The following is a 21703-nucleotide window of genomic DNA, read 5'->3' on the forward strand; positions in this document are numbered from 1 at the left end:
CTGAACTATGGCTGAAGATCAAAACCCGCCTGCTGACGAGCAGGACAAAAACAATAATGAGCGTAAGCGCCCGGGCAAGAAACCGTTAATTATCCTCGGCATTGTCGTGGTGGTGATGGTCGTCGTGGCGCTGGTCTGGTGGTTTTTAACCCGTAACGAAGAGACGACCGACGACGCCTTTACCGACGGCGACGTGGTGACGATTGCCCCCAAAACGGCGGGCTACGTTACCGAGCTGCGCGTGCGCGATAACCAGCGCGTGAAAAAGGGCGATCTGCTGGTGGTTATCGATCCGCGGGACACCACCGCGCAGCGCGATCAGGCTCAGGCCCAGCTTGGGCTGGCTATCGCGCAGCTGCATCAGGCGCAGGCACAGCTGGCGCTCTCGAAGGTGCAATATCCCGCCCAGCGTGACGAAGCCAAAGCGCAGGTGCTGAAAGCGCAGGCCGATCTGGCGAACGCGCAGGCAGAGTACCGTCGCCAGCGCGGCGTCGACCCGCGTGCGACCACTCAGCAAAGTATCGACTCCGCGAACGCACAGCTGCGTAGCGCACAGGCGGGGCTGGCCAGCGCTCAGGCGCAGCTGGAAGTGGCAGAGCAGGTCCAGCTGCAAATCCGCCAGCAGGAAACCAACGTTGAAGCGCGCGAGCGTCAGGTCGATCAGGCTAAAGCGCAGCTGGAAACGGCCAACCTTAACCTCTCCTATACCGAAGTCCGCGCCCCTTTCGACGGCGTTGTCACCAAACGCAACGTGCAGCCCGGCACGCTCGTGCAGGCGGGAACGGCGCTGTTCTCGCTGGTTTCCCCGAACGTGTGGGTGGTTGCTAACTTTAAAGAGTCGCAGCTCGAGCGCATGAAGCCGGGCGATAAGGTCACCGTGTCCGTCGACGCGTGGCCGGATATGGAGCTTGAAGGGCACGTAGACAGTATCCAGCAGGGCAGCGGCTCGCGCTTCTCCGCCTTCCCGGCAGAAAATGCCACCGGCAACTTCGTCAAAATTGTGCAGCGCGTGCCGGTCAAAATCGTGATTGATAAGGGCCTGGATCCAAACCAACCGCTGCCGCTGGGGCTGTCGGTTGCACCGAAGGTGACGGTGGAATGACGGATCACAGCCACGACAGCTGGAAACCCGCCAGCAATCCGTGGGCGGTGGCGATTGTCGTCACCCTGGCGGTATTCATGGAAATTCTGGACACCACCATCGTCAACGTGGCGCTGCCCCACGTGGCAGGCTCGCTCTCGTCCAGCTATGACGAATCCACCTGGGTGTTAACCAGCTATCTGGTCGCGAACGGCATCGTGCTGCCCATCTCAGCGTTTCTGAGCCGGGTGTTTGGCCGCAAGCAGTTCTTCCTGATTTGCATCGTCATGTTCACCGTCTGCTCGTTCCTGTGCGGGATTGCCACCGAGCTGTGGCAGATCATCCTGTTCCGCGTGATGCAGGGCTTTTTTGGCGGCGGGCTGCAGCCCACGCAGCAGTCGGTGCTGCTCGACTACTTCAAGCCGGAGGACAGGGGCAAGGCCTTTGGTCTGTCCTCCATTGCGATTATCGTTGCGCCGGTGCTCGGCCCGACGCTGGGCGGCTGGATCACCGACAACTATTCCTGGCGCTGGGTGTTCTTTATCAACATTCCGGTGGGGATTGTGACGGTGCTGGCGATCTACCAGCTGCTGGAAGATCCGCCGTGGGAGAGCAAATCAAAAGAGAAGCTGACTATCGACTGGACGGGGATCGGCCTGATCGCGCTGGGGCTGGGCTGTCTGCAGGTGATGCTCGACCGGGGAGAAGATGAGGACTGGTTCTACTCGAACTTTATCCGCACCTTCGGCGTGTTGACGCTTGTCGGCATTATCGGCGCCATCTACTGGCTGGTGTATGCCAGAAAGCCGGTGGTGGATCTGCACTGCATGAAGGACCGCAACTTTGCCATCTCCAGCCTGCTGATGGCGGGGATGGCGATGATCCTGTACGGCAGCTCGGTGGTGATCCCGCAGCTGGCGCAGCAGGACCTGGGCTACACCGCTACCTGGTCGGGGCTGGTGCTGTCGCCCGGGGCGGTGCTGATCGTATTAACTATCCCACTGGTGCTGAAGCTGATGCCGGTGGTGCAGACGCGCTGGATCATCGCCTTTGGCTTTACCTGTCTGGCGGTGTCGTTCTTCTGGTCGCGCACGCTGACGCCGGATATCGACTTCGAAACCCTGGTGCTGTTTCGCAGCGCCCAGTCGATAGGGCTGGGGTTCCTGTTTGTGCCGCTCACGACGATTGCGTTTATCTCGATACCGAGGCGGCTGAATGCCGATGCGGCGGCGCTGTTTACCATGTTCCGCAACGTAGCGGGCTCGATTGGCATATCCCTTTCGACGGCGGCCATCACCGAACGCGCGCAGGCGCACAGCGCGCACCTTGCGTACCACGCCTCGCCGCTTAACGAGCAGTTCCAGCAGGCGATACGCGAAAGCGCCCAGGCGATCCAGAACTTCACCACCCAGGTGGGCGACCCCACCGGCATCGCCACCGGACGCATGTACCAGACCATGATTGAGCAGTCACGCATCCTGGCCTACATCGACGTCTTCACCATTCTGAGCGCGGTGGCCTTGTTACTGATTCCGTTTTGTTTGTTGCTCTCGCCGGTTAAGAGCGAGGGGAGTGCAGGAGCACATTGATGATACACAGACGTTTACGCCCCCTGATGATAATGATGCTGCTGGCGGGCTGCGCCGTCGGGCCTGACTACCAGCAGCCTGCGCCGCCCGCCGTTACGCACTGGAACGATAAGGGCGACAGCGCGGTGAAATCGCAAACCACTTCCGCCGCGACCAATCCGCGCTGGTGGAAGACCTTCGGCTCGACGCAGCTCGACAGCCTGGTTGAGCGCGCCATTGCCGGAAACCTGACGCTGCAGCAGACGGTGCTGCGCATCGCCGGGGCGCGAGAGCAGATTAATCAGGCGGGCGGGGCGTTTTATCCGTCGGTCAACGGCAATCTGCAGGCGACGCGCCAGCAGCTTGGCCTGGAAGGAGAGCTGAAATCCCACGGTGTGTATGACCAGGTGGATAGTATCGATCCCAACCTGAAGGGCGCGCTGGGGCCGCTGACGCAGCCGATTAATCTCTACCAGGGCAGCTTCGACGCCCAGTGGGAAATCGACCTGTGGGGCAAGGTGCGTCGTCAGGTGGAAGCCGCCGAAGCGCAGCAGAAAGCGGCTATTGAGCAGCGTAACGACGCGCTGGTATCGCTGGAGGCCGAAGTGGCGCGCGCGTGGCTCCAGCTGCGCGGGGCGCAGAGCATTATCGCCACGCTGAACACCCAGATTAAAAGCGCGCAGCAGACGCTGGATCTGACCGAAAGCCGCCAGCGGGGCGGGCTGTCGCCGCAGATGGACGTGGAAAACGCCCGGGCGCAGTTAGGCAATCTTGAGGCCCAGCTTCCGCAATATCAGGCGCAGGAGCAGCAGGCGATGAACGGCCTGGCGATCCTGCTCGGCAAGCCGCCGGGGGCGCTGGATGCGGAATTGCAAAGCGTGCAGCCGATGCCGGCCCTGCCGGATATTGTGCAGACCGGCATTCCGTCCACGCTGGCGCGACGCCGTCCGGACGTGCGCGAAGCGGAGGCGAACCTCCACGCCGCCACGGCGCAAATCGGCGTCTCGGTGGCGGAGCTGTTCCCGAGCTTTACGCTCTCCGGGCAGTTTGGCCTGCGCAACAGCGAAACCAACTGGCTGACCGACTGGAGCAGCCACTTCTACAGTTTCGGCCCGCAGGTCTCCATTCCCATCTTCCAGGGCGGTCGACTGGTCTCCAGCGTCAAGGTGGCGCGCGCGCAGCAGGGGGCGGCGGTGCTGGACTATCGCCAGACGGTGCTGACCGCGCTCGGCGATGTCGAAAACGCGCTGGTGAGCTATCGCACCGACCAGCAGCGTGAAGCGGGTCTCGCAAAAACGATCGACGCCCTGCAAAACGCCTTTGATTTAGCGAGCGACAGCTACCGGCAGGGGATCGCCAGCTTTATCGACGTGCTGGACGCCCAGCGTCAGCTGGCGCAGGCCCAGCAGCAGCGCGCACAGGCGCAGGTGCAGAGCGCGCTCGATCTGGTGGCGCTCTACAAGGCCCTCGGCGGCGGCTGGGAGCCGTATCAGCAGGTGCAGTTACCGGACTACAGCGTCTTTGGCGACGCCCCGCGCGGATAAATTCAGAGGATTGGGCAAGAAACGGACAGGAACACCACATTCGCGATGGCTGAGGGGCGGGTATAACTATCGGGTACCCAATCGACATGCGAGGAATAAGTTATGCGTTATCAAAAACTGGGCAACACCGGTCTGTTTGTTTCTGAACTGTGCCTCGGCACCATGACCTTCGGCGGTGAGGGCGGCATGTGGGGCAAGATTGGCCAGCTCCAGCAAAGTGAAGCCGAGCAGCTGGTGGGCCGCGCGCTGGATGCCGGGATCAACTTTATCGACACCGCGGACGTTTACTCGGAAGGACGCTCGGAGGAGATCACCGGTCAGGCGCTGAAAAACCTGAAGATCCCTCGCGAGAACGTGGTGGTCGCCACGAAAGTGTTCGGCGAAACGGGAACGGCAGGCGTGAACTCGCGCGGCAGCTCGCGCTATCACATCATCAGCAGCGTGAAGGAGAGCCTGCGCCGCCTGCAGCTCGATCATATCGATCTCTACCAGCTTCACGGCTTCGACCCCGCAACGCCGATTGAAGAAATGCTCTACGCGCTGAATAACCTGGTGCAGCACGGCCACGTGCGCTACATCGGCGTCTCGAACTGGGCGGCGTGGCAGATTGCCAAAGCGCTCGGTATTTCCGAGCGCCTTGGGCTGGCGCGTTTCGCGTCGTTGCAGGCGTATTACACCATTGCCGGGCGCGATCTGGAGCGCGAGCTTGTACCAATGATGCAGAGCGAAGGCGTCGGGCTGATGGTCTGGAGCCCGCTGGCGGGCGGCCTGCTGAGCGGAAAATATGGCCGCGACGGGCAGAGCGAAGCCGGTGGTCGCCGTCTGGAATTCGACTTCCCGCCGGTGAACAAAGATCGCGCCTTCGACTGCGTAGACGTGATGCGCACTATCGCCGAAAGCAAGGGCGTCTCCGTCGCGCAAATCGCGCTGGCCTGGCTGCTGCATCAGAAAGCGGTGACCAGCGTCATCATTGGCGCGAAACGCGTCGAACAGCTGGACGACAATATCGCCGCGACCGGGATCCGACTGAGCGAAGACGAGCTTAAGCAGCTTGATGCGGTGAGCGCGCTGCCGCGCGAATACCCGGGCTGGATGCTGGAGCGGCAGGGGGAATATCGCCGCAATCAGCTCGCGCAACAATAACCTTCCTTGCCCCGGTAGTGCATCGCTAACCGGGGCTTTTTTTCCCGCATTGCTCACAAAAAACGATCCTCCTCTTTGATCCCCATTTCATCTTCGCCTATATGACTAGTCATGAAATTTTAAATGACTAGTCATATAGGGAGAGAGCATGAACAATTCGCTGCCGGCCAATTTTTTATGGGGCAACTCGGTGTCCAGCATGCAGACGGAAGGGGCCTGGAACGAGGGCGGGAAAGGGATGTCGGTGTACGACATTCGCGAAGCCGGGGAGAACGTCTCCGACTGGAAAGTCGCGACCGACTCCTACCACCGCTACCGGGAAGATTTCGACCTGATGCAGGATCTGGGCATGAACTGCTACCGCTTTCAGATCTCATGGAGCCGCGTCTGCCCGCAGGGCGACGGCGCGTTCAACGACGAAGGCATCGCGTTTTACGACCGTTTTATCGACGATCTGATCGCCCGCGGCATCGAGCCGATGGTTTGTCTTTACCATTTCGATATGCCGCTGGCGCTGGCGCAGGAGTACAACGGCTTCAACGACCGCCGCGTGATGGAGGCCTTTATCCGCTACGGCAAAAAGATGATCGACTGCTATGGCGACCGCGTGAAGTACTGGCTGACCTTCAACGAGCAGAACATCTTCCATATGCCGGAAGCGTTCCGCATTTCCGGCTATATGCACGGCGACAAAACCCTGCGCGAGCTGTACGAGCTGCAGCACCATACGATGGTGGCGCACATGGCGCTGACCGAATATCTGCATCAGACCAGACCCGGCCAGCTGATGGGCGGCATGCTGGCGCACCAGCTGATCTATCCAGCCACCTGCAAACCGCGCGATATCTTCTGCGCCCAGCAGTACGACGAATTCCTCAACCAGAACCTGCTGCGCGTCTTCGCAGGGCAGGGCTACAGCCCGGCGGTGATGGCGGTGGTGGAGCAGGAGGGCTTTGGCGATATCTACCGCGCCGAGGATTTAGCGCTGCTGGCGCGAACTAAAAACGACTATATGGCCTTCAGCTACTACGCCAGCAAAACGCTGGACAGCGATGCGATCCCGGAAGGCACGCCGGTGAACTATTACCTGCTGCACGGCGAGAAAAACAATCCGTACCTGAAGGCCACCGAGTGGAACTGGCAGATCGATCCGCTGGGCTTTCGCACCATCATCACCCGCTACGCCAACGACTGGCGGATGCCGGTCTTCCCGATCGAAAACGGCATCGGAGTGATTGAGTCCTGGGACGGCGTGAACCCGATTGAGGACACCTACCGCATCGACTACCACCGGGCGCATATCAATGCCATGAAGGAGGCGATGTTCGAGGACGGGGCGGAGGTGATCGGCTACCTCGGCTGGGGGTTAATCGACATTCTCAGCTCCCAGGGGGACATGCGTAAGCGCTACGGCGTGGTCTATGTCAACCGTGAAAACCACGACCTGAAAGACCTGAAGCGCGTGCCGAAGAAGAGCTACGCGTGGTTAAAACAGGTTATCCATACCAACGGACGCGAGATGTAAGCCGTACGCTGCCGGGCCGTTTTTGTGACTGATTGATGGGAACTATCCGCTATGTCTGAAACAAAAATAACACCGCACATGCAGTCTTTTGTCGATAAGTTTGTTGAGTTCTCGGCGCGCCTGGCAAACCAGGTGCACCTTCGCTCCCTGCGCGACGCTTTCGCCACGGTGATGCCCATTTTCATCCTTGCCGGTCTGGCGGTGCTGGTGAACAACGTGGTGTTTCCGTGGATTTTTCACGGCGACACGCTCGCGCAGTTTAAGGTGTGGGGCGAGGCGATTATCAACGGCACGCTGAACATCGCCGCGCTGCTGCTGGCCCCGATGATTGCCTGGTCGCTGGCGCGCAACAAAGATTTCGACAATCCGGTCTCGGCAGTGGTTATCGCCGTCAGCAGCTTCATCATCATGATGCCGATGCGCCTGCAGATTACGCCCGTCGGCAGCGATGCCGCGGTGAACGTCACCCAGGTGCTGACGTTCACCAATATTGGCTCAACCGGGATTTTCGCCGGGGTGCTGATCGGGCTGCTCTCAACGGAAGTGTTTATCGCCATTTCGCGCCTGAAGGCGCTGCACATTTCCCTCGGGGAAAACGTGCCTCCGGCGGTGAGCAAATCCTTTACCGCGCTGATCCCGACCATCCTCACGCTCTCCCTGTTCGCGGTGCTGGCGGCGATACTGGCAAACGTGCTGCACACGGACCTGATCCATCTTATTACCACCTTTATCCAGCAGCCGCTGCGGCTGATCAACACCAGCCTGCCGGGGACGATTTTTATCTACAGCTTCGGTAACTTCCTGTTCACGCTCGGTATTCATCAGTCAGTCGTTAACAGCGTGGTGCTGGAGCCGTTCCTGCTGATCAACACCAACGAGAACATGCTGGCTTTCGCCAACGGCCAGCCCATCCCGCATATCATCAACAACATCTTCGTGCCGACGTTTGGCATGGTGGGCGGCACGGGCAGCACGATATCGCTGCTGATCGCCATCTTTATCTTCTCCCGACAAAAATCGGCGAAGCAGGTGGCGCGTCTGTCGCTGGCGCCCGGTCTGTTCAACATCAACGAGCCGGTGATTTTCGGCCTGCCGATCGTGTTTAACCTGCCGCTGATGATCCCGTTTGTGCTGCTGCCCGCCATCGGCATTTACTTCGCCTGGCTCTGTACCACGCTGGGGTTAATGTCGCGCTGCGTGGTGATGATCCCGTGGACCACGCCGCCCATTCTCAGCGCCTGGCTGGCCACGGCGGGGGACTGGCGGGCGGTGGTGGTGCAGTTGGCAATCATCGTATTTGGTGTATTCTTCTACCTGCCTTTCCTCAAGATTGCCGAGAGAGTGGCGTTGAAAAACAGCGGGATAGAAAACTAACTGAAAGGAAGGACGATGGCGGCGAAGTACATCACCATAGCGCGGGAAATTAAGAAACGCATTATCAGCCAGCAGTACGCCGCCAACGAACCCCTGCCGGACCAGTTTGCGCTGGCGGCGGAGTTCAACTCCAGCCGGATGACCATTCAGCAGGCGATGCGCCAGCTGATCGTCGAAGGTCTGGTCTATACCCGCCAGGGCCAGGGCACGTTCATCCGCAAAAACTTCCTTCAGCTCTCGCAGTGGGACCTCTCCGGCAGCGACTATTTTGGTGCGACCAAAACCTGGGCGCATCTGGGCACGGTGACCAGCCGGGTAGTGCATTTCGAGCTGCGCTTCCCGAACGAAAAAGAGCAGGCGTCGCTGATGATTAACGCCGATGCGCCGATCTATGACTTCATTCGACTCCGTTTGCTGAACGGCGAACCGATGTCGCTGGATTCCACAGTGATGCCGATGAATCTGGTGCCGGGCCTGACGAAAAACCATCTTGAAGGTTCAGTGTTCCAGTACGTGCAGGAGACGCTGGGGCTGAAAATTATGGGGTCGTATCGGGTGGTGCGGGCGCTTAAGCCCAACGCTCTGGACAGGGAGCATCTGGTCTGCGAGCAGACCGATCCCGTCCTGGAAGTGGAGCAGGTGATTTATCTGGAGGACGGCACGCCGCTGGAGTATGCCCACTGCCACTATCGGTACGACCACGGCGGGATCGTGATCGTGAATAACGGATAAAAAAAAGCGGGCAACGAGGCCCGCTTTTTTAATGCTTCGCTATCAGTTCAAACGCACCGGCATACCGGAGCGGTTCTGCACGGCCTGGTCAACAATCGCCGTTTCTACGTCTGGCTGAGAAGTCACCGCCTGCACCGCGCTGTTCAGCGTAACAGGGACGATTTCGTTGTTGTTGATCTGGTCTTCGCTGGTGGACAGCGGGTTGTGCACTTCGATGTAACGGCTGCCGTCTGGCTCAGAGGTCGCCTTCACCGGTTCGTTGATGAACTGCACGCGCGTACCGACCGGCACGTTTTCGAACAGGAATTTGATGTCATCGTTACGCAGGCGCACGCAACCGTGGCTTACGCGCAGGCCGATACCGAAGTTGGCGTTGGTACCGTGGATAGCGTACAGGCGGCCAATGTACAGCGCGTACAGACCCATTGGGTTATCCGGGCCTGCCGGTACAACGGCTGGCAGCGGTTCACCCGCAGCGATGTATTCCGCGTGCATTTTGGCAGTCGGCGTCCAGGTTGGGCCCGCTTTCTTACGCTCAACCTTGGTGGTCCAGTTCATTGGGGTGTCTTTACCCAGCTGGCCGATACCGATTGGCAGCACGATAACGGTGTTGGTGCCTTTCGGGTAGTAATACAGACGCATTTCGGCGCTGTTAATCACGATACCTTCATGAACGGTATCCGGCAGGATCAGCTGCTGAGGAATATTCAGCACGGTGCCCGCTTTCGGCAAATACGGGTCAACGCCCGGGTTCGCTTCCAGCATGTTAGACAGGCCCAGCTGGTACTGCGCAGCGAAATACTCCAGTGGCTGAGAGTTACCTTCTGGTACCGTCACAACCTGGTTCTGGCCTACCAGACGGCTACCGTCGGTTGGCAGGGGATACGTCACCGCAGACGCGGTCTTACAAAAACCTACTACGGCTAACGCCGCCGCAAAAAGCGTTGTTAATTTCATGTTCATGTTGTGCGAGGTATCTAAGCCATTCTGGCGATGAGTTGATAAGTCTGAATCTGTGATGGGAGCGCATTATATGTGCATTCCCGCTAACAGGGAATTCAGATGTGTACGAAATCACATTTTTTTCGATTTTGTTAAAGTTTAGTGGATTGCCGCAACACGGGATCTCAATTCGGAATTGTGGCATAATGCCGTGTTTATCACACTTTTCGCAGGAATCTCCCCGTGTTAGTTACCAGCAACGTCACTATGCAGTTTGGCAGTAAGCCGCTGTTCGAAAACATTTCCGTCAAATTTGGCGGCGGCAACCGTTACGGCCTGATTGGTGCCAACGGTAGCGGAAAATCCACCTTTATGAAGATCCTCGGCGGCGATCTGGAGCCGACGCTCGGCAACGTATCGCTCGACCCTAACGAGCGTATCGGTAAGCTGCGTCAGGATCAGTTTGCCTTCGAAGAGTTCACCGTGCTCGACACCGTGATCATGGGGCATGGGGAACTGTGGGAAGTGAAGCAGGAGCGCGATCGCATTTACGCGCTGGCCGAAATGAGCGAAGAAGACGGCTATAAAGTGGCCGATCTGGAAACGCAGTACGGCGAGATGGACGGTTACTCTGCGGAAGCGCGTGCGGGCGAGCTGCTGCTGGGCGTGGGTATTCCGGTTGAACAGCATTACGGCCCGATGAGCGAAGTTGCGCCAGGCTGGAAGCTGCGCGTGCTGCTGGCACAGGCGCTGTTCTCTAACCCGGACATTCTGCTGCTCGACGAACCGACGAACAACCTGGACATCGACACCATCCGCTGGCTGGAGCAGACGCTGAACGATCGCGACAGCACCATGATCATCATCTCGCACGACCGTCACTTCCTGAACATGGTCTGTACGCACATGGCGGATCTGGACTACGGCGAGCTGCGCGTTTATCCGGGCAACTACGACGAATACATGACGGCGGCTACCCAGGCGCGTGAACGTCTGCTGGCGGATAACGCCAAGAAGAAAGCGCAGATTGCTGACCTGCAGTCCTTCGTCAGCCGCTTTAGCGCCAACGCCTCTAAGTCGCGTCAGGCGACCTCGCGTGCCCGTCAGATCGACAAAATCAAGCTGGACGAAGTCAAAGCCTCCAGCCGTCAGAACCCGTTCATCCGCTTCGAGCAGGACAAGAAACTGTTCCGTAACGCGCTGGAAGTGGAAGCCCTTGAAAAAGGCTTTGAGAACGGTCCGCTGTTTAAAAAATTCAACCTGCTGCTGGAAGTGGGCGAGAAGATTGCCATCCTCGGCGCCAACGGCGTGGGTAAATCCACCATGCTGAAAACCCTGGTCGGCGAACTGCAGCCGGACAACGGCACCGTGAAGTGGTCTGAAAACGCGCAGATTGGCTACTACGCGCAGGACCATGAGTACGAGTTCGAAAACGACCTGACCGTCTTTGACTGGATGAGCCAGTGGAAGCAGGAAGGCGACGACGAGCAGGCGGTGCGCAGCATTCTGGGTCGTCTGCTGTTCAGCCAGGACGACATCAAAAAGCCGGCTAAGGTGCTCTCCGGTGGTGAGAAGGGCCGCATGCTGTTCGGCAAGCTGATGATGGAAAAACCAAACATCCTGGTGATGGACGAACCGACTAACCACCTGGACATGGAATCTATCGAATCCCTGAACATGGCGCTGGAGATGTATCAGGGTACCCTGATCTTCGTCTCTCACGACCGTGAGTTCGTCAGCTCGCTGGCGACCCGCGTGATCGAAATTACGCCAGAGCGCGTGGTGGACTTCACCGGTAATTACGAAGATTACCTGCGCAGTAAAGGTATCGAGAACTAAAAAAAAGCCGGGTGGCGGCTTCGCCTTACCCGGCCTACGTTCTGTTCCCTCTCCCTGTGGGAGAGGGTTAGGGTGAGGGCATCAGGCCGCACTAGACCACCCACTCGCCCCCTTCAACTCCGTTCACCAGCAGCGTACGTTTTTCCCCTGCAGGCAGCGACACCTTAAGCGATTTCCACGCCGGACGATAATCCCCGCGCGCGTTGACCTTCAGGTTGATGGTTGCGCCGTCGCACACCATTTCCCACTCCACCCACAGCGCGTTGCCGTTCTGGTAGCCCCAGCTTTCGCCGTCGTCTTCAAACAGCATTCCGGTGGTCGTGCCGACGCCCTTCACCGGGAACAGCTTCAGCTCGCGGGTCGTATCTTTTTCGGCATTCACATGCGTAATGCGTTCGCTCAGCGGCAGAGCGGCACCGGCGCGCACCAGCAGCGGCAGTTTTTCCAGCGGCGCGTCGAGGACGATCGACTGGCCGCCCGCATACCACGCGTGGGTGTAAAAATCATACCAGCCGGTGGCGTTATCCGGCAGCCAGACGCGGCGCTCGCGCTGCCCGGCTTCGACGACGCTGGCCACCAGCAGGTCGCGGCCCAGCAGGAAGTCATCGCACTCCTCAAACGTCTGCGCATCGTGTTCGTGGTCGAGGAAGGTCGGGCGCAGCATCGGCTCGTCGTCGGCGTGCGCCTGCCAGAGCAGGGTATAGAGGTACGGCAGCAGGCGGTAGCGCAGCTCAACCGCGCCGCGAATGGCTGGCGTGACGCCCGGGTACATCCACGGCTCGTTCACGGTGTGGTCATCGTTCCACGAGTGAATGGTAAAGCGCGGGTGCATCACGCCGTTCTGCACCCAGCGCACGAACAGCTCGGCGTCCGGCTTGTCGCCGGAGAAACCGCCGACGTCGTGACCGACGTTGAACAGACCGGACAGGCTCATGCCCAGACCCATGCGGATGTTATAGCGCAGGGTGTCCCAGCTGGTGCGGTTGTCGCCGCTCCAGGTCTGAACGTAGCGCTGCATCCCGGCGCAGCCGGAGCGGGAGATCAGGTACGGACGTTTTTCCGGCGCGAAACGCTGCTGCGCTTCCAGCGAGGCGCGCATCATCAGCAGCGGCATCACCGGGCGAATGTGCTTGATGGCGATCTCCTTGCCGAAGCCAAAGCAGCGCGCTTCCCCGTCCCACACTTCGTACTCGTTGTTGTCGTTCCAGGTGGAGTCGATGCCCATCTCCAGCAGCTGCGTGGTCACGCCGTTCTGCCACCACTGCACCGTCTGCGGGTTGGTAAAGTCGAGGTGCGAGCCTTCGTCATCCCAGAAGCTGGAACGTTCCGGTGCATCGGTTTCTGAATCGCGAATGAACAGGCCGCTCTCCGCCACTTCGTTATAGCGCGGATGGTCCTGCAGCAGGCACGGCTTGATGTTTGCCGCCAGCTTCAGCCCAGCGTCGTGGAAGGCCTGGCTCATCACCTTCGGCTGCGGCACCTTGTCATAGTTCCAGTTAAATACGTAGCGCTTGCCGTTGATTGAGGTATAGCCGGAGGAGAGCTGGAACGAGTCGCACGGAATGGCGTGCTCTTCGCACAGGCGGATGAAGTTCATCAGCTGGTTTTGCGCGTCCGGCGCGTCGGTGTAGTGCATGGTAGAGCCGCTGTAGCCCAGGCTCCATTTCGGTCCGAACAGCGTTTTCCCGGTCAGGCGCACGAAGGCTTTGGTGACGTCCAGCACGCGCGTGCCGGTAAAGATGTAGTAATCGATGTCGCCCGCTTCCGCCTGCCAGCGACGATAGGCGGTGTGGTAGTTGTCGATTTCGTTACCCAGATCCAGCCAGCAGCTGCTCAGGTTGTCGTAGAACAGGCCGTAGCTGACGTCGTCGCGGCGGGCGATAGTGAACGGAATATGCTTGTAGAGCGGGTCGGTGCTGGCCGCGTTGTACCCCATTGCGTCGAGGTTGCGCATCTCATAGCGCTTGCCGTTGCGCTGCAGATCGCCCGCTTTTTCGCCCAGGCCGTAGAAACGCTCGTCCTTGCGGCGGCTGAGGTAGTGCGCCACGCCGTCGCCGTGGGCGTTCAGCAGGTAGGCGCTGGTTGGACGGTCGTTGACCAGCGGCTGCCACTCGCCCGCCTCATTGCGGTAGTGCCACTCCAGCCACAGCGGCTGGTGGACCGTCACGCGCAGCTGTTCGGTTGCCACGGTGAGCGTCTCTTCCTGCTGCGTCAGGGTCCAGGCCGGGCAGGAGAAACCGCTTATATCCTCACGACGGCGGCCTTCCCACGGCACGTCTTTTTCCGGCGCGATGCTCCAGGTGCGGTCCAGCGCCAGCTCGCCTTTGCGTTTGATCAGCACGCGGAACAGGTTCTCTTCCAGCACATACAGGCACAGGCGGTGCTGGTTATCGACCAGCAGTTCCAGATGGTTTGCCGACTGCGTATCAAGGGTCCAGTTTTTCAGGGTTTTCATATGCAATACATCCACTATCAGGCGCGCTTGGCGCGACGTTCAGCAATAAATGCTACCAGGAAGACAGCGCCAATTAGGTCAAAGAAGCCCATGGCAATAAAGAGCGGGTTAAAGCCGATTTTGTCGGCGGTCACGCCGATTAACAGCGAGAACAGGAAGCTGGCGATCCACGCCGCCGAGCCGCGCATGCCGTTGACGGTCGCCATCTGGCCTTTGTCGAACGACTCAACGACCAGGGCGCTCAGCATGCAGGAGATAATCTGGTGCCCGAAACCGCCGATGGAGATCAGCACGATGGTGATGTACGGGTCGCGGGTAATGGCCACGATGCCCAGCGAGATCATCAGAAACGCGCCCGTCACGGAGCTGGCAACGACCGAGTTAACGCGCGAGCAGCCGAACAGACGGGTGTACAGACGCGTCAGGTAGCCGCTCGCCACGCTGCCGAGGTCGGCGGCGAGGAACGGAAGCCAGGCAAACATCGCAATCTGCTTCAGATCCATGCCGTGCTCTTTGGCGAGGTACAGCGGCACCCAGAAGCTCAGCACTGCCCAGGCCGGTTCCGCCATAAAGGCCGGGATGGCGATACCGTAAAAGCGTTTGTTTTTCGAGACGGTTTTCAGCGCGGTCAGGAAAGGCAGTTTCACCGCAGGCGGTTCGTTATCCTGCTTGATCAATGCCAGTTCGTCCTTGCTCAGGTTCGGGTGCTGCTCCGGGTTGTGGTAGAACGCCCACCAGAGGATCACCCACAGCAGCGCCAGCACGCCGGTAAACATAAACGCACCCTGCCAGCCGAACGACGCGTGAGCAAAGTAGATGATAGGCGGGGCCAGCATCGCGCCGATGGAGAATCCCACGCCAGCCCAGCCAGCGGCAACGGGTCGCTCTGATTTCGGGAACCATTCGCCGATGGTTTTGGCGTTCGCCGGGGTAGCGGCGGCCTCAGAGGCACCCATAAAGAAGCGCAGAATAGCGAGGTGCAGCCAGCTACCGGCGCCCGCATGGAAGATACACATCAGCGCCCAGATCCCGGCGCAGACCATAAAGCCGATCTTCAGGCCGATGACGTCAATCAGCCAGCCGCACAGGGGCTGGAAAATGGTATAGGCGATCTGGAACGCGCCGACGATCCAGGAGTATTGCTCGGTGGTGATCCCAAGGCTCTCTTTCAGTTCCGGGGCGAGGATCCCGAGTGAGTTTCGGGTGATGTAGTTAACGGTGACGCCAAGTAAGAACAGCACCAGCACGTACCAGCGCAGGTTCTTGATGACGCGACGGGTTTTGCTTGTCGCTACGGTGTTATTGATGTCCTGACTCATTTTACTCTCCACAAGACGGACGGTAAGGGGACGGAGGTTCAGGTGTCACACGGATTTTTATTCCTTTGATTTATATCCGTTTAAAATGCTTAAGTTGGTATACAACTAGTATGGAAGTTGTGTGACAAGTTCACCTTAAGGAAGAAAATGAGTGGGCAAAAGTGGATTTTGTGCAAAATTTCTCATAACTGACGTATACCCTCTGGCATGATGGCCTTTATGTCAGCTATTGTCTGACCAATACGCTATGAAAATTTTTTCATTTCGCAAATGGAGCCAGATCACAAAATGGACAAAAGGCTAAAAATCACCGAAATCGCGGCCCGGACGCAGCTCTCGATCAGCACCGTGTCGCGAGTGCTGGCGGGAAAAGCGAATACCAGTGAAAAAGCGCGCGCAAAGGTGCTGGCGTGCGCGCGGGAGCTGGGGGTGATGGACGGCATGGCGGCAGGGCGTCTGCTGCTTAACAGCCTGGTGGTTTTTGCCCCGCAGCGGGCGTTTGACGAGCGGTCCGACATCTTTTACTACCGCGTGATCCAGAGCGTGAGTAAAGGCCTGGCGTCCCACGATGTGCGTCTTCGCTACTGCGCGCTGGAGGAGAACGACAGCGACGCCCAGCTGTTTCTGGCACGCATGAACGAAGCGGACACTCAGGCGGCAATCCTTCTTGGCATCGACGATCCCCATATCCACGATCTGGCGGTGGACGTGGGTAAACCCTGCATGCTGATTAACTGCCGCGACCGGCACATGCGTCTGCCTGCCGTCGCGCCGGATCATCGCGCTATCGGCGAGCGGGCGGCGGAATATCTGTTCGAGATGGGACACCGTGAGGTGATGAACGTGCTGTGCCTGCGCCGCTACACCATGGAGCTGCGCCTGGCGGGGATCCGCGACGCGTGGCAGTCTCACAACCTGAAATTCATCGATAAACGCGATCTGCTGGTGGTGCCCAGCTTCAGCGCGCGTGAAACGGAACAGATGGTCAGCAGCTGGCTCAGTGAAGTGCAGGGGAAGGATTTACCGACCGCGTTCCTGGTCGGCGGCGACTTTATGGCGGCGGGCACCATTAGCGCATTACAAAACCACGGCCTGCGCGTGCCGCAGGACGTGTCGGTGATGAGCATTGACGGCTTTAACCTGGCGGCGATTCAGGATGTTCCATTAACGGCGGTGCACGTTCCGCGCGATGAGCTGGGAACCGAAGCGGTATATATGCTCCAGCAGCGGCTGATGCGCCCGGACGCGCCGGTCGGGACGTTACTGCTTAACGGCACGCTGGCCGTGCGGGAATCGGTACGGCGGATACGTCAGGGGAAACGACGCACCGCCGTAGAGCGGGAAGGGCTGTACGACAGTTAAACCATGCCCAGCGCGCGCTTGCCGTGGATGTTGAGATCGTTCACGGTAAAGCGGCCCTGCCAGCTTTTTTCATAATCCTCGCGCGGGAAGTCTCCCGGCGACGCGCCGGTTTCAAGCGCTTCCTTGACCTTTTTCGCGTAGGCGAGGTTTTTCTCGCACATCGGCGCGGCAGGGATGTACATCACGTTGCCCCAGCCCTGCTGATTTTCCACCGGCGCGACGGAATGGATCACATCGCAGTGCCACCACACGGAATCGCCCGCCTCGAGTGCCGGAATGCTGGTCAGCGCCTCGATCAGCAGCGGGTGCCACTTCTCGGAAACCGGCAGGACGCGCCCCGGCGCCACGCCGCACAGCTCGTCTTCCGGCACGTCGTCCAGCAGCGGCCGCAGCAGAATGTAGGCCATCGCTTCCGGGATTGGCACCACGTGCAGCAGCCCCTGACCTGGGATCATATCCGACAGCGCCGTCCAGCCCTGGAAGGTGCGGAACACCGAGCATTTGGTGGTGTTATCGACGGTGTACTCTTCCACTTCGGTACGGTGCGCGGCGTTCCACGGATCGTATTTCTCGACGTTGCCGTCAAACACGCGGGCGAACACCTGTTGATAAGCCGGAAGCAGCCAGCGCTCCAGCGCGCCGGAGTCGGTATGCGCGCCCAGCCCTTTCGAGGTCGTTCCCGGCGGGCGGCGGCGGATACGGTCCGGGTAAATCACGCTCACGTCCGGGTCGAACCACTGCTTGCCGTTGCTCTCGAATGTCCACAAACGGTTCAGGAACGACTGCACCTGCGCCATCTCTTCGCTCTGGCGCGCCTGCATCTGCGCCTGAGACCAGTAAATCGGGTAAATCTCCGGACGAGAGGCCGTCAGGGTGCCGAAGAAGTTATCGCCCGGGCCTTTGTAGACCTCGTCAAACTTGTTCAGATCGAGGTAGTCGAGCATCGACCGATCCCACGCCAGCGCCTGCTCGCGCGGGAAGTGACCTTTAATCACCGCGCAGCCGCGGCGTTTAACGGCCTCGCGCTGTGCGTCGGTAATGGTGCCGTTTTTCACATCCGCAAACGGGATCACCGGCCAGACGGATTCGCCTTTGTTCTTAAGCGCGTTGATTTCCGCCACGCGGGTGGCAATTTTGTCGCTGAGCTTATTAAATACCGCCTGCACGTCGCCGATCTGCGCGCGCAGCTCACGTTTTAACTGACGGATTGCCGCTTTGTGATCCGCTGGCAAAGTTTCACTGGTAAAGGTCATAACTGCCTCGCATCTTTCATTCGAAAGTAAAAATGTCTACAAGTGATACTTTAAGTTAAAAATAAGTTAATGCAAGTTTAAAAACTTGACGCAAGCCACAGGTCGGAAAAAGAGTGAGAGGCCGGAGCGACGCTCCGGCGAGGAGAGGATCAGACGTCGAACGGGGAATGGTTGTCGAGCACGGCCTGGATGACGTTCAGCGCGCCCTGATGGTTGTTGTCATCGGTGCCGTAGCGGCTGATTTCTTTGATGCTCTCTGCCGCGTTGCCCATCGCAAAGGAATATTTCACCAGCTTCAGCATCTCGGCATCGTTGCCGCTGTCGCCAATGGCCACGCACTCCTGCGGGGAGATTTTCCAGCGTTTCAGCAGACGGCTAATGCCGTTGGCCTTGTGCAGGCCGGGGATAATCAAATCGACAAAACCAAAGCCGCTGGTGACCGGCTTCATGATGCCGTCCAGGGAGACGTGCAGTTTATCCACCAGATTAGGGATATCGCTGTCCGGCAGGTTCAGAGAGAACTTAAACAGCACGTCGTCAATTTCGCGGTAATCGCTGATGCGCTTTAAGCGGTGATAGTGCTTTGACATCAGCGCCACGAATTCTTCAGGAGCCTGGTCGCTGACCCAGGCGCTCTCCAGCCCGCAGGCCACGAAGTTCAGTCCTTTATCCTTCAGCAGTTCGCCAATCACGATCTGCGATTCATGACGCGTCAGCTCGCCGTGGAAAATCTGTTCGCCGCGATCGAACACCAGCGCGCCGTTTTCCGCCACGAAGGAGATCCGGTCTTTCAGCTCCGGAAAGAAGGAGATGAGCTGGTAATACTGGTTGCCGCTGGCGACAACGAATTCAATGTCGCGGGCTTTAAGCTGTTCAAACTGTGCCTGGAAGCGGTCACGATCGTACTGCTTGGCATCATCAAGGAAAGTTCCGTCCATATCGGTGACGATAACTTTAACGGTCATACTGTGCTCCTGGATCACTGCGTTTTGAAACATTCTAATAACAAGGTGACGGGGAGCACAAATTTAATTTCGAATGAAAGTCAGAAAGCCGGGTGGCGGCTTCGCCTTACCCGGCCTACGGGGAGACAATGTAGGCCCGGTAAGCGAAGCGCCACCGGGCGGTTTTTTACAGCGTGTGCTCAGTACGGGCGATAATATCGTCCTGCGCATCCGGCGACAGGGCGGTGAAGAACGCCGAGTAGCCCGCGACGCGCACCACCAGGTCACGATACTGGTCAGGATGTTTCTTCGCTTCCAGCAGCGTTTCGCGCGAGACGATGTTGTACTGGATATGCCAGCCTTTATGCACCTCGAAGAAGGTGCGCAGCAGCACCATCAGCTTCTGGCGATCGCTGTCGTTTTCCAGCGTCGACGGGTTCAGCTTCTGGTTCAGCAGCACGCCGCCGAGAATCGCTTCCGTCGGCAGTTTACCCACCGAGCCAATTACCGCCGTCGGGCCGAGGTGGTCCGTACCGGAGGCCGGGCTTGCTCCTTCCGCCAGCGGGGTGTGCGCCTTACGTCCGTCCGGGGTGGCCATCGTTGCCGCGCCAAACGGCACGTTTGCGGAGATGGAAGAGGTGCCCGCGTAGTAGTTACCTCCAATCGGGCCGCGGCCGTGGCGAGGGTTGTGGTACTGCTTCAGCTCTTCAATGTAGGTCTGGTAGGCGCGCGTCAGCAGCATGTCCACGCTGTCGTCGTCGTTGCCGTACTTCGGCGCGCCGTTGATCAGACGCTGGCGCAGCTGCTCGTGGGTCAGCCCGTCGAAGTCATCCGCCAGCGCCGCCGCCAGCTGCTGCTGACCAATAGTGCCCTGTTCGAACACCAGCTTCTTCACCGCAGCCAGGCTGTTGCCGAGGTTGGCGATGCCCACCTGCAGGCCGGAGACCCAGTCATACTTCGCGCCGCCCTGCTTGATGCTTTTCGCACGTTCGATGCAGTCATCCACCAGCGCCGAGCAGAGAATATCGTGGACGTTCTCTTCCAGCATGGTGTCCACCACGTACTCAATCTCGATGGATTTGCGGGTGTAGTAGCGGATCTGGCTGTCCCACGCCGCCATCACTTCGTCGAAGTTTTCGAAGTTACCGGCGGAGAGCGCTTTCTCCTGCGGCAGGAACACCTTGCCGCTGGTGGCGTCGCGCCCGCCTTCCAGCGCGGCCAGCATCACGCGGGCGAAGTTGATAAAGCTCATGCCGGTGCAGCGGTAGCCCCACTTGCCGCCCACCGCGGTTTCGATACAGCCGATGGCCGCGTAGTCGTAGGCGTCGTCTCGTTCAACGCCGAGCTTGATGAATTCCGGAATGACGATTTCATCGTTGTTGAACGCGGGCATCCCGAAGCCGCAGCGGATCACCTGCACGCAGGCGTCGAGGAAGTCATTGCTCATGCCCGCGTGGTAGCGCACGCTCAGGTTTGGCTGGGTGGAGCGCAGGCGACCGCAGGACTCCAGAATCGCGTAGGAGAGCGGGTTCACCGCGTCCATCGGCTCACCGTTGACCAGCTTCTGGCCGCCGATGGTGACGTTCTGGTACAGCGGGCTACCGGCGGAAGCCTTGGAGTGCGAACCGGAGCGGATTTTGTTCACTTCCAGCAGCTTCAGCCAGCAGCTGTGCAGCAGCTCGATAGCGTGTTCGCGGTCGAGGCTCTGGTTCAGCTCGACGTCGCGGCGGTAGTACGGATAGAGATACTGGTCCATACGCGCGAAGGAGACGGAATGGCCGTTTGACTCAATCTGCAGGATCAGCTGAATGAAGTAGCACAGCTGCAGCGCCTGCCAGAAGGTTTTTGGCGGCTCGTGGGCAATGATGTCGCAGTTTTCCGCCATCGCCAGCAGCTCGTCGCGGCGGCTTTCGCGGGTTTCTGTGGACGCCATTTCACGCGCCAGATTGGCAAAGCGTTTGATATGCAGGCTTACGGCTTCCAGCACGATATCGATCGCCTTCAGGAACTGGTCGCCGTGCAGATCTTCCAGCACCGTCAGGTTGATGCGCGTGCGGCGCTCGGCCACCTTAGCGCGCAGGCCGTCGAGGCCTTTCTCCAGCACCAGCGGGAAGTTAACGGCCAGGTGCGCGTCGCCGGAGGTCATGTTGCCTTCGGCTTTGATAATGCCGGTTTCCAGCAGGCCTTTCTGCTCGTCGGTGAACATGCCGTAGCAGCGGTCCTGCACCGTCTGGCCGCGCCACCACGGGCAGATGTCGTGCAGCACGCGCTTGTTCTCTTCGCTCACCGCAAAGCCCGCGCCCGGGCGGTCCGCCAGATCGTCGATCTCTTTCTCAATCCATGAGACGGTGTATTCCGGGAAAATCGGCGCGGCGCGCACTTCGCTTGCCTGGTTACCGATAATCAGCTCGTCGTGTTTGATCCAGATGGTACGCTCGGCCAGGTGATGCGCCAGCGCCAGCGCGCGACGCACCGGGATCGGCTTGTCCATGTGCTGCTTGTACATTTCGGTGTAATGCTGGGCGCGCTCGGTACAGACCGGCGGCTTAACAATATGCACCAGCGCCGTTTTGTGCGCTTTAATGCGCTCGCTGAGGGTGTTGAGATTCAGGGTTGTCATAG

15 protein-coding genes are annotated in these 21703 nt (G+C 59.3%); 9 read left to right on the top strand and 6 right to left on the bottom strand.

All coding sequences use genetic code 11. From position 1 onward, the window contains the following. Positions 1 to 7: 7 nt before the first annotated feature. From QMN93_RS06495 to QMN93_RS06525, 7 genes are all read left to right on the top strand, one after another. Positions 8 to 1102 (top strand): HlyD family secretion protein, encoded by a 1095-nt coding sequence (locus QMN93_RS06495; RefSeq protein WP_193138954.1) that lies wholly within the window; start codon positions 8 to 10, stop codon positions 1100 to 1102. Then, on the top strand, positions 1099 to 2670 hold the full coding sequence (locus tag QMN93_RS06500) for a DHA2 family efflux MFS transporter permease subunit (RefSeq protein WP_047061442.1): 1572 nt from the start codon (positions 1099 to 1101) through the stop codon (positions 2668 to 2670). The genes QMN93_RS06495 and QMN93_RS06500 overlap by 4 nt, the downstream gene beginning before the upstream one ends. Then, positions 2670 to 4193 carry an efflux transporter outer membrane subunit gene (locus QMN93_RS06505; RefSeq protein WP_193138955.1) on the top strand — a complete coding sequence of 508 codons (1524 nt, stop codon included), beginning with the start codon at positions 2670 to 2672 and terminating at the stop codon, positions 4191 to 4193. The genes QMN93_RS06500 and QMN93_RS06505 overlap by 1 nt, the downstream gene beginning before the upstream one ends. Positions 4194 to 4295: 102 nt before the next feature. Continuing rightward, entirely contained in the window at positions 4296 to 5336 is a 1041-nt protein-coding gene (locus tag QMN93_RS06510) for an aldo/keto reductase (protein WP_193138956.1), read from the top strand. A 148-nt stretch (positions 5337 to 5484) separates the two neighbouring features. Beyond that, on the top strand, positions 5485 to 6861 hold the full coding sequence (locus QMN93_RS06515; RefSeq protein WP_033145006.1) for a glycoside hydrolase family 1 protein: 1377 nt from the start codon (positions 5485 to 5487) through the stop codon (positions 6859 to 6861). A gap of 51 nt (positions 6862 to 6912) precedes the next feature. After that, positions 6913 to 8235, top strand: coding sequence for a PTS sugar transporter subunit IIC (locus tag QMN93_RS06520; RefSeq protein ID WP_167818297.1), 1323 nt, complete (start codon positions 6913 to 6915; stop codon positions 8233 to 8235). A 15-nt stretch (positions 8236 to 8250) separates the two neighbouring features. Then, positions 8251 to 8967: a GntR family transcriptional regulator gene (locus QMN93_RS06525; protein ID WP_048976797.1), complete on the top strand. Its 717-nt coding sequence runs from the start codon at positions 8251 to 8253 to the stop codon at positions 8965 to 8967. Between the two features lie 42 nt (positions 8968 to 9009). Here the strand turns inward: QMN93_RS06525 and ldtB are convergent, their stop codons facing one another. Further along, positions 9010 to 9930: a L,D-transpeptidase gene (gene ldtB / locus QMN93_RS06530; RefSeq protein ID WP_029740604.1), complete on the bottom strand. Its 921-nt coding sequence runs from the start codon at positions 9928 to 9930 to the stop codon at positions 9010 to 9012. A gap of 222 nt (positions 9931 to 10152) precedes the next feature. Between ldtB and QMN93_RS06535 the strand changes: the two genes are divergently transcribed. Then, entirely contained in the window at positions 10153 to 11748 is a 1596-nt protein-coding gene (locus QMN93_RS06535; protein WP_039261438.1) for an ABC-F family ATPase, read from the top strand. Between the two features lie 91 nt (positions 11749 to 11839). Here the strand turns inward: QMN93_RS06535 and QMN93_RS06540 are convergent, their stop codons facing one another. Beyond that, the gene (locus QMN93_RS06540; RefSeq protein WP_193138957.1) at positions 11840 to 14203 is read right to left on the bottom strand and encodes a glycoside hydrolase family 31 protein; all 2364 of its coding nucleotides are present in this window, start codon (positions 14201 to 14203) and stop codon (positions 11840 to 11842) included. Between the two features lie 17 nt (positions 14204 to 14220). Next, positions 14221 to 15522, bottom strand: a complete 1302-nt coding sequence (locus QMN93_RS06545; RefSeq protein ID WP_193138958.1) for an MFS transporter — start codon at positions 15520 to 15522, stop codon at positions 14221 to 14223. A 288-nt stretch (positions 15523 to 15810) separates the two neighbouring features. Here QMN93_RS06545 and QMN93_RS06550 point away from each other — a divergent pair, with 288 nt between their 5' ends. Then, positions 15811 to 16884: a LacI family DNA-binding transcriptional regulator gene (locus tag QMN93_RS06550; RefSeq protein WP_182931681.1), complete on the top strand. Its 1074-nt coding sequence runs from the start codon at positions 15811 to 15813 to the stop codon at positions 16882 to 16884. On the opposite strand, the gene QMN93_RS06555 is transcribed toward QMN93_RS06550, so the two are convergent. From QMN93_RS06555 to QMN93_RS06565, 3 genes are all read right to left on the bottom strand, one after another. Beyond that, on the bottom strand, positions 16881 to 18137 hold the full coding sequence (locus QMN93_RS06555) for a DUF1479 domain-containing protein (protein WP_193138959.1): 1257 nt from the start codon (positions 18135 to 18137) through the stop codon (positions 16881 to 16883). The two genes, QMN93_RS06550 and QMN93_RS06555, sit on opposite strands and share 4 nt — an antisense overlap. Positions 18138 to 18286: 149 nt before the next feature. Continuing rightward, on the bottom strand, positions 18287 to 19102 hold the full coding sequence (locus QMN93_RS06560; RefSeq protein ID WP_048976801.1) for a Cof-type HAD-IIB family hydrolase: 816 nt from the start codon (positions 19100 to 19102) through the stop codon (positions 18287 to 18289). 166 nt (positions 19103 to 19268) lie between these two features. Then, positions 19269 to 21701, bottom strand: a complete 2433-nt coding sequence (locus tag QMN93_RS06565; protein WP_069303857.1) for a formate C-acetyltransferase/glycerol dehydratase family glycyl radical enzyme — start codon at positions 21699 to 21701, stop codon at positions 19269 to 19271. Between the last annotated feature and the right edge of the window lie 2 nt (positions 21702 to 21703).

It is taken from the genome of Enterobacter sp. R-1.6.2, from assembly GCF_035064085.1.
GTDB classification, from domain to species: Bacteria; Pseudomonadota; Gammaproteobacteria; order Enterobacterales; family Enterobacteriaceae; genus Enterobacter; species Enterobacter asburiae_B.

Bases quoted from the DNA above. Each gene is read 5' to 3' on its own strand.
- QMN93_RS06495 (WP_193138954.1), top strand. From the start codon at position 8: ATGGCTGAAGATCAAAACCCGCCTGCTGACGAGCAGGACAAAAACAAT.
- QMN93_RS06500 (WP_047061442.1), top strand. From the start codon at position 1,099: ATGACGGATCACAGCCACGACAGCTGGAAACCCGCCAGCAATCCGTGG.
- QMN93_RS06505 (WP_193138955.1), top strand. From the start codon at position 2,670: ATGATACACAGACGTTTACGCCCCCTGATGATAATGATGCTGCTGGCG.
- QMN93_RS06510 (WP_193138956.1), top strand. From the start codon at position 4,296: ATGCGTTATCAAAAACTGGGCAACACCGGTCTGTTTGTTTCTGAACTG.
- QMN93_RS06515 (WP_033145006.1), top strand. From the start codon at position 5,485: ATGAACAATTCGCTGCCGGCCAATTTTTTATGGGGCAACTCGGTGTCC.
- QMN93_RS06520 (WP_167818297.1), top strand. From the start codon at position 6,913: ATGTCTGAAACAAAAATAACACCGCACATGCAGTCTTTTGTCGATAAG.
- QMN93_RS06525 (WP_048976797.1), top strand. From the start codon at position 8,251: ATGGCGGCGAAGTACATCACCATAGCGCGGGAAATTAAGAAACGCATT.
- ldtB (WP_029740604.1), bottom strand. From the start codon at position 9,930: ATGAACATGAAATTAACAACGCTTTTTGCGGCGGCGTTAGCCGTAGTA.
- QMN93_RS06540 (WP_193138957.1), bottom strand. From the start codon at position 14,203: ATGAAAACCCTGAAAAACTGGACCCTTGATACGCAGTCGGCAAACCAT.
- QMN93_RS06545 (WP_193138958.1), bottom strand. From the start codon at position 15,522: ATGAGTCAGGACATCAATAACACCGTAGCGACAAGCAAAACCCGTCGC.
- QMN93_RS06550 (WP_182931681.1), top strand. From the start codon at position 15,811: ATGGACAAAAGGCTAAAAATCACCGAAATCGCGGCCCGGACGCAGCTC.
- QMN93_RS06555 (WP_193138959.1), bottom strand. From the start codon at position 18,137: ATGACCTTTACCAGTGAAACTTTGCCAGCGGATCACAAAGCGGCAATC.
- QMN93_RS06560 (WP_048976801.1), bottom strand. From the start codon at position 19,102: ATGACCGTTAAAGTTATCGTCACCGATATGGACGGAACTTTCCTTGAT.
- QMN93_RS06565 (WP_069303857.1), bottom strand. From the start codon at position 21,701: ATGACAACCCTGAATCTCAACACCCTCAGCGAGCGCATTAAAGCGCAC.